Here is a 7,524-nt window from a genome sequence, read left to right as displayed (position 1 = left end):
TTGATCCCTTCTGTTTTATATGACAATTTCTGATAAGCCCTATAAGTTTGGTTGCGGTGTCGTTCTCAGATACGGTTTGATTTCTTTAAAACCCTTTGGAAATTTTGCAGGAATGTCTTCCGTTTTTATTGCTGGAACCACAATCACATCCTCACCATGTTTCCAATCAGCTGGTGTCGCCACTGAATAATCTGCTGTTAACTGTAGAGAATCGATCACACGTAAGATCTCATCAAAATTACGTCCCGTAGATGCAGGATAAGTTAATGTCAATTTGATCTTTTTATCTGGGCCAATTATAAATACAGAACGTACCGTTACCGTAGCAGATGCATTGGGATGAATCATATCATACAATTCAGATACATGTCGATCTTCGTCGGCAATGATGGGAAAATTAACCGTTGTATCCTGTGTTTCGTTAATATCTTCAATCCAAGCAAAGTGATCCTTTAGAGGATCAACACTTAGAGCAATGGCTTTCACACCTCTTTTATCAAACTCTGATTTTAATTTTGCGGTACGCCCAAGTTCAGTGGTACATACAGGTGTATAGTCTGAAGGGTGAGAAAAAAACACAACCCAACTATCTTGAATATACTCATGGAAATCAATATCTCCTATGGTTGTTTGCGCTTTAAAATTTGGCGCTTCATCTCCTAATCTTAAACTCATATCTATTTTTTTTAAGTTATACACTATATACTCTACAAATATAGTAGATTTTTATTCATAACAAAGTCAAAGCTTATTTTTTTACAATTGTTAACAAAAATTTATAATATTTTATTATGCAAGCATAATAAAAAATAAGTATATTTACTTACAAACCATTACCAATGTACGCATTATGAATTTTGAATTAAGCGAAGAATATAAAATGATTCAGGAAGCTGCACGAGATTTTGCGCAGCACGATTTAAAACCTGGTGTAATCGAAAGGGATGAAAAAGCAGTATTTCCTTATGAGCAGGTCAAGAAAATGGGCGAATTAGGTTTCATGGGCATGATGGTATCCACCCAGTACGGGGGTGCCGGCTTAGATACGCTAGCTTATACCCTCGTGCTGGAAGAAATTGCAAAAATCGATGCTTCTGCTGCTGTAATTATGTCTGTTAATAATTCACTGGTGTGTTATGGACTGGAAGCTTACGGCACAGAGGAGCAAAAAGAAAAATACTTAAAACCACTGGCCAGCGGCCAAAAATTGGGCGCATTTGCCCTATCTGAGCCCGAAGCAGGATCCGATGCAACCTCCCAACATACAACAGCAATAGATCAAGGAGATCACTATCTATTAAATGGAACTAAAAATTGGATTACCAATGGCGGAAATGCCGATATCTATCTCATCATAGCACAGACCCATCCAGAAAAAGCACATCGCGGTATCAATGTCTTGATTGTAGAAAAAGGTATGCCTGGTTTTACCATTGGACCAAAAGAAAATAAATTAGGAATCCGTAGTTCGGACACACATTCGCTTTTATTTACAGATGTCAAAGTCCCCAAAGAAAATCGGATCGGAGAAGATGGATTCGGATTCAAATTTGCGATGAAAACTTTAGATGGTGGCAGGATTGGTATCGCAGCACAAGCACTGGGTATAGCGGCTGGTGCGTATGATCTCGCTCTCGCATATGCCCAAGAACGTAAAACTTTTGGTAAACCGATTTCTGATCATCAGGCGATCCAATTTAAACTCGCGGATATGGAGGTTGAAATAGAGGCAGCACGGCTACTCACTTATAAAGCAGCTTGGACCAAAGATCAGGAATTGCCTTACAGTAAAGAGGCTGCGATGGCCAAGCTTCATGCCTCAGAAGTAGCGATGAAAACAAGTATTGAAGCGGTACAAATCCATGGAGGTTACGGATACGTAAAGGAATACCATGTGGAACGCATGATGCGCGACGCAAAAATAACCCAAATCTACGAAGGAACTTCTGAAATACAGCGATTGGTCATTGCGAGAGAAATCTTAAAATAAATAAAACAAAAGGGAACAAAATTGTTCCCTTTTGTTTTACAGAGACTGGATAGAAAAGATCAGCCAATGTATGGCACTTTATTGAGAAAGTTTACTGTCTATTGTTGCCAAGTACCCATAATCCTCAAAAGCAAAATTCGATGTCTCTTTCATCACATAATTTAATAACAGCTTAGCTTTCGAAAGCAATTCATGCTGCTGTTCTTTAGCTGGACTTCTCAGGCCATCATGCATCAAAACCAATGCTAAAGGTCTGATCTGCTCCACATCCAATTCCTCTTTTGCATATTGCAACATTTCTATCCCACTTATTTTAAGAAAATTATCGCGGTTATTTTTAAAAAACTCACCATAGGCTTTATCAAATACGAGGGAAGATGGTTCATCAAACACATGCTGCTCATCGACAAGTAATCTCAAAAACTTACCCATTTCATTTGTCCAATTCAACAATGAATTACTTTCAAATCTTATTCCCATATTATCTTATTTGTCCATTACCTGTTACATACCACTTTTCAGTCACTAATTTCTCCAAAGCAAAAGGTCCTCTCGCGTGAAGCTTTTGTGTAGAAATACCAATTTCTGCTCCTAAACCAAATTCTCCACCATCTGTAAATCTGGTAGAAGCATTTGCATATACAGCAGCGGCATCCACAGCATTCATAAATCGTTCCAATTTTTCAGCATCATTAGAAACGATACATTCTGAATGTCTGGAAGAATAAGTCGCAATATGCTCCAAGGCAGCATCAAGCCCATCTAATACTTTTATGGAACATTTTAAATCCAAAAATTCACGTCCAAAATCAGCAGCATCCGCTTTTTGCAAATAAGGATAGCGCAGTTGTTTCAAAATGTCATAACTCTTTTCGTCTGCAAAAATCTCCACCTGTTCTTCGAGAAAAGGGACAATAATATGCTGAAGAAATAAATCCGCAATTGGCGCATCCAATAATACCGTATCCAGGGCATTACATACTGATGGTCTTGATATTTTTGCATTAGCAACAATAGCAACTGCTTTATCAATGGTAGCAGATTGCTCCACATACGTATGGCACACCCCTGCTCCTGTCTCGATAACGGGAACTTTAGCATGAGCGCGAACAAAATCAATCAACGATTGTGAACCGCGAGGTATAATGATATCGACATACTTCGTTGCCGTAAGCAATTCCTGCACAAACTTGCGATCTGTTGGAAGCAGTTGGACAATGTTTGGATTTAGCTGATTTTTAAGCAATACCTGCTGAATGATTTCAATCAATACAGTATTGGTATGAAAAGCATCGGTCCCTCCCCTTAACAAACAGACATTGCCCGATCGTAGACAAAGCGCCGCAACATCGATCGTGACATTGGGCCTTGATTCATAAATAACCGCAACAACTCCTAAAGGAACAGCCTTTTTTTCCAACAACAATCCATTTTCCAATACCTGCTTGCTTAATAGCTGACCGGATGGATCAGGAAGCTGAGCGACATCGAGCACACTTTTAGCTAATGCCTTTATCCGATCCTCATTTAAAATCAAACGGTCCCTTTTGGGATCATCGATATCTACTAATTGCACATCCTTTTCATTTTCTGTAAGAATAGCACCAACATTACTAAACAAAGCATCTGCTAGATCCTGTAAGATCATTTCCTTTTTACCCGAATCCAATTGATTGATATCCCGGGTAGCAGCCCGTGCTGCTTCTAATTGTCTTGTGATATTTTCCATACTATAACAATACGATATCATCGGCATGCGCCAATACAATATCTGTCCGCTTCTCTTTATCTATTAAATCTCCAGCATCCCATTTTGATTTGGCAACGGCAACAATATTTTCTGCCTCATCAAAAACCTGAAAAACCTCTCCTGCTTCAAATTGCTGTACCACGTCCCTGACACCGACCAGCAGCAGACTTTTCCGTTGTAACAGCGCTTCCACTGCACCCTGATCGATGATGACTTTTCCTTTAATTAAACTACCGCTGGCCAGCCACTTATTGCGCGAAGAGACTTTCTTTGGTTGAGCCAAACAGATAGTACCCGTTTCACCTTTTATGGCTTTCAGCAGTGCATTTTCCGTTTGCATACTAAAGATAACGGCCCGAATTCCCATCTGATTGGCCAAACGGGCAAAATTTAATTTAGAAGTCATACCCCCCAGACCTACTGAAGATTTATCTGTACGCGCTAATGAAAGCGCGGCCTTATCAATCACTTTCAATTCTGGGATAACGTTGCCCTCTGCGTCCAAAACTCCAAGTACTGAAGTACTAAATAAGATTTGTTCAGCACCAAATCCAACCGCAATTAAGGTGGCAAGCTCATCATTATCAGAAAACTTCAATTCTTTATTACTCACCACATCATTCTCATTAGCTACTGGAATAATGTTATTTTTCCATAACGTCTCATACGTGCTTTTCAATTGCACAAATTGGTTCCTATTGGCAAAATGCTGACGCTCACATAAACTTTGGGCCAATGCAATTTTAAAAGGTTTAAAATAAGTGCTATATAGTTGTAGTAATAGCGGATTTCCAATCGCTGCAGCCGCTTTACGCTCTGACAGTGTTCCCGCATAACGGGTTAAAAACTTTTTACCGGCTGCAACAGCACCTGATGAGACCAGAACGATGTTATAATAGGGCTGTAGTTGAGCTACTTGTCTTGCAATTTCTAATAGGGTTCGTTCATCTACTTCGCCATCCGAAGTAGTAATGGAAGCCGAGCCAAACTTGATGACAATTATTGGCTTTTTCATGTATCTATTTTGTTTAGTTGATTAGGTATTAACTTATTCTTATAAAAATAATGAAGCCTTTTGACAAAAGAAAGGTTTATAAAAAAAATCGACCAAATAAGTATATTTTATATGGTACAGTTTATGTAGGAATACCTGAAATACAAACACCAACATATGAAACATTTACTTAATATGGTCATGGTTGCTTCGATTATGTTTATGTCTTGTCAATCCAAGAACAAACAAGCATCACAATCTCCAGAGACTCCCTTAGTTGGAGCAGACAAAGATGCTCACGGTTGTATAGCAAGTGCAGGCTACACGTGGTCAACCTTAAAAGATAGCTGCGTACGCCCTTTCGAACAAATACAACTCGACGTTATCGATAATAAAGAAAGTTATCAAACAGCAGCTTTCCTAATCGTTGACGGAAAGAAACAAGCGGCAGAAGTTTTTGTAAAAGAAAGCCCTGAAAGTATTGTGCTCAAACATGTCCGTGCATATGAGTATGAAAACAAAGATTATAAATTAATGCAGGATCAGCATTGCTGGACGCTGATAAAAGGCAATACCGTTTTATATAAAGAAAAAGAATAATAGAAAAAATAATAAGGAGTGCCCTATACAGCATATGATGCTACAGGCACTCCTTAAATGCTATGTTTATTTAAATCGTTCATCAAATGTTTTCTCTAGCGAGAACATTTCATCCCTAAGTTTGGCAGCCTCTAAAAAGTCCATCTCTTTAGCTGCCTTTTCCATTTTCTTACGAACGGTATCAATCGCTTTTTTAAGCTCTTTTTCTCCCAAATATTGCAAGACTGGATCAGCAGCAATTGCTACAGATGGATCCGGTTCAACATATATTTGTTGTTCTAAACCATTAAAATCTGCGACAGAGGTTTGCTCCATAATTTCCGCTTTCGTTTTACCGACAGTGCGCGGAGTGATATGATGCTCTTCATTATATTTCATTTGTTTCTCTCGTCTACGATTGGTTTCATCAATCGTCAAGGTCATACTATCAGTCATCCGATCGGCATACATGATCACCCGTCCTTTATCATTACGGGCAGCACGTCCGATCGTTTGAATCAATGATCGTTGAGAACGTAAAAAACCTTCCTTATCAGCATCCAATATCGCGACAAGAGTTACTTCAGGCAAATCGAGTCCTTCCCTTAACAAGTTTACTCCGACCAGCACATCAAACTCTCCGAGACGCAATCCACGTAAGATTTCCACCCGCTCTAATGTCTTGACTTCAGAGTGGATATAACGAACTTTGATATTTAACTTCGTCATATACTTGGTCAGCTCTTCAGCCATCCGTTTCGTTAACGTAGTGGCTAGCACACGTCCACCTGCCTTAATGGCCTTGTCAGCCTCTTCCAGAAAATCATCTACCTGATTGATTGCCGGATGTACTTCAATGATCGGATCTAGCAAACCTGTTGGACGGATCACCTGCTCCACAAAAACACCCTCTGTTTGTTGCAGTTCGTAGTCACCCGGAGTTGCAGAAACATAGATGGTTTGATTGGTCAGGGATTCAAATTCTGGAAAATTCAAAGGCCTATTATCTAGCGCCGCAGGTAATCTGAAACCATGTTCTACCAAAGCAATTTTGCGAGATCGGTCACCACCATACATCGCCCGTAATTGCGGAATCGTGACATGGCTTTCATCGATAACAAGTAAATAATCTTCGGGAAAATAATCCAATAAACAGAACGGGCGCATCCCAGGTTCACGACCATCAAAAAATCGGGAGTAGTTTTCAATTCCAGAACAATAACCAAGCTCGCGCATCATTTCCAGATCATAGTTCACCCGTTCTTCCAGACGTTTTGCTTCCAGCATCTTCCCTTCATCTTCCAGTTGTGTTCTGCGTTGCACCATCTCTTCTTGGATAGCCCAGATCGTCGAGGTGAACTTTTCCTTTGGTGTAACAAATAGTGTGGCGGGGAAAAGAGCAAGATCCTCCATTTTATTTAAGGTCTTTCCCGACAACGGATCTATCTCACTTAACTCATCAATCTCATCCCCGAAAAATGAAACACGGATAGCAAAATCTAGATATGCAGGATAAATATCAACCGTATCTCCTTTCACCCGAAACGTTCCCCTTTTAAATTCCGTAGTCGTACGCGCATATAAAATCTCGACCAAACGATGTAAAAAAGCATTTCGAGAAATAACCGTTCCTATTGCAAAGCGAAATATGGACCGTGAAAAATCTTCAGGATTACCCATACCATAGATACAGGAAACAGAAGAAACCACAATAACATCACGCCTTCCGGACATCAAGGCTGTAGTCGTAGCTAAACGCAGTTTCTCGATTTCCTCATTAATGGCCAGATCCTTTTCAATATACGTATTGGATGATGCTATAAAAGCCTCAGGTTGGTAATAATCGTAATACGAGACAAAGTAATTGACAGCATTATCAGGAAAAAATTGTTTAAATTCTCCGTAGAGCTGCGCTGCTAAGGTTTTATTATGGCTGAGTATTAAAGTCGGTTTTTGGGTTTGCTGGATGACATTGGCAACTGTAAAAGTTTTTCCCGATCCCGTCACCCCTAAAAGTGTTTGGTACTGTTCCCCTTCATTCAAACCTTGTACTAATTCTTTGATAGCAGTAGGCTGATCTCCAGTTGGTTTATATTCAGATGTAAGTTGAAACTTCATAAAATCCTATTCAAGTATGACAAATTTAATCAAAATAAATGAGGCATTTGTATAATAACGTAGGGGACAAAATACCTGAACTATTTTATCATT

At 39.4% G+C, this 7,524-nt stretch carries 7 protein-coding genes; 2 read left to right on the top strand and 5 right to left on the bottom strand.

What is annotated here, in order from left to right:
* Positions 1-39 precede the first annotated feature (39 nt).
* Positions 40-675 (bottom strand): peroxiredoxin, encoded by a 636-nt coding sequence (locus B3P23_RS11465; protein WP_248754861.1) that lies wholly within the window; start codon positions 673-675, stop codon positions 40-42.
* A 175-nt stretch (positions 676-850) separates the two neighbouring features.
* Between B3P23_RS11465 and B3P23_RS11460 the strand changes: the two genes are divergently transcribed.
* Positions 851-1,990, top strand: coding sequence for an acyl-CoA dehydrogenase (locus tag B3P23_RS11460; protein ID WP_094771724.1), 1,140 nt, complete (start codon positions 851-853; stop codon positions 1,988-1,990).
* A 78-nt stretch (positions 1,991-2,068) separates the two neighbouring features.
* Here B3P23_RS11460 and B3P23_RS11455 read toward each other — a convergent pair whose 3' ends face one another.
* The 3 genes from B3P23_RS11455 to proB are packed head-to-tail and all read right to left on the bottom strand — an operon-like array spanning position 2,069 to position 4,755.
* Positions 2,069-2,470, bottom strand: a complete 402-nt coding sequence (locus B3P23_RS11455; protein ID WP_293926069.1) for a hypothetical protein — start codon at positions 2,468-2,470, stop codon at positions 2,069-2,071.
* 1 nt (position 2,471) lies between these two features.
* Positions 2,472-3,719: a glutamate-5-semialdehyde dehydrogenase gene (locus B3P23_RS11450; RefSeq protein ID WP_293926066.1), complete on the bottom strand. Its 1,248-nt coding sequence runs from the start codon at positions 3,717-3,719 to the stop codon at positions 2,472-2,474.
* Position 3,720: 1 nt separating this feature from the next.
* Positions 3,721-4,755: a glutamate 5-kinase gene (gene proB / locus B3P23_RS11445; protein ID WP_248754863.1), complete on the bottom strand. Its 1,035-nt coding sequence runs from the start codon at positions 4,753-4,755 to the stop codon at positions 3,721-3,723.
* A gap of 156 nt (positions 4,756-4,911) precedes the next feature.
* Between proB and B3P23_RS11440 the strand changes: the two genes are divergently transcribed.
* Positions 4,912-5,334 carry a hypothetical protein gene (locus B3P23_RS11440; RefSeq protein ID WP_293926058.1) on the top strand — a complete coding sequence of 141 codons (423 nt, stop codon included), beginning with the start codon at positions 4,912-4,914 and terminating at the stop codon, positions 5,332-5,334.
* A gap of 66 nt (positions 5,335-5,400) precedes the next feature.
* Here B3P23_RS11440 and uvrB read toward each other — a convergent pair whose 3' ends face one another.
* Positions 5,401-7,431, bottom strand: a complete 2,031-nt coding sequence (gene uvrB, locus B3P23_RS11435) for an excinuclease ABC subunit UvrB (protein ID WP_293926055.1) — start codon at positions 7,429-7,431, stop codon at positions 5,401-5,403.
* Positions 7,432-7,524 lie beyond the last annotated feature (93 nt).

Source organism: Sphingobacterium sp. UBA6320, assembly GCF_002440335.1.
In the GTDB taxonomy this organism is placed as follows: domain Bacteria; phylum Bacteroidota; class Bacteroidia; order Sphingobacteriales; family Sphingobacteriaceae; genus Sphingobacterium.
The sequence above is the reverse complement of the archived record's forward strand: the minus strand, read 5'-3'. Positions and strand labels throughout refer to the sequence as shown.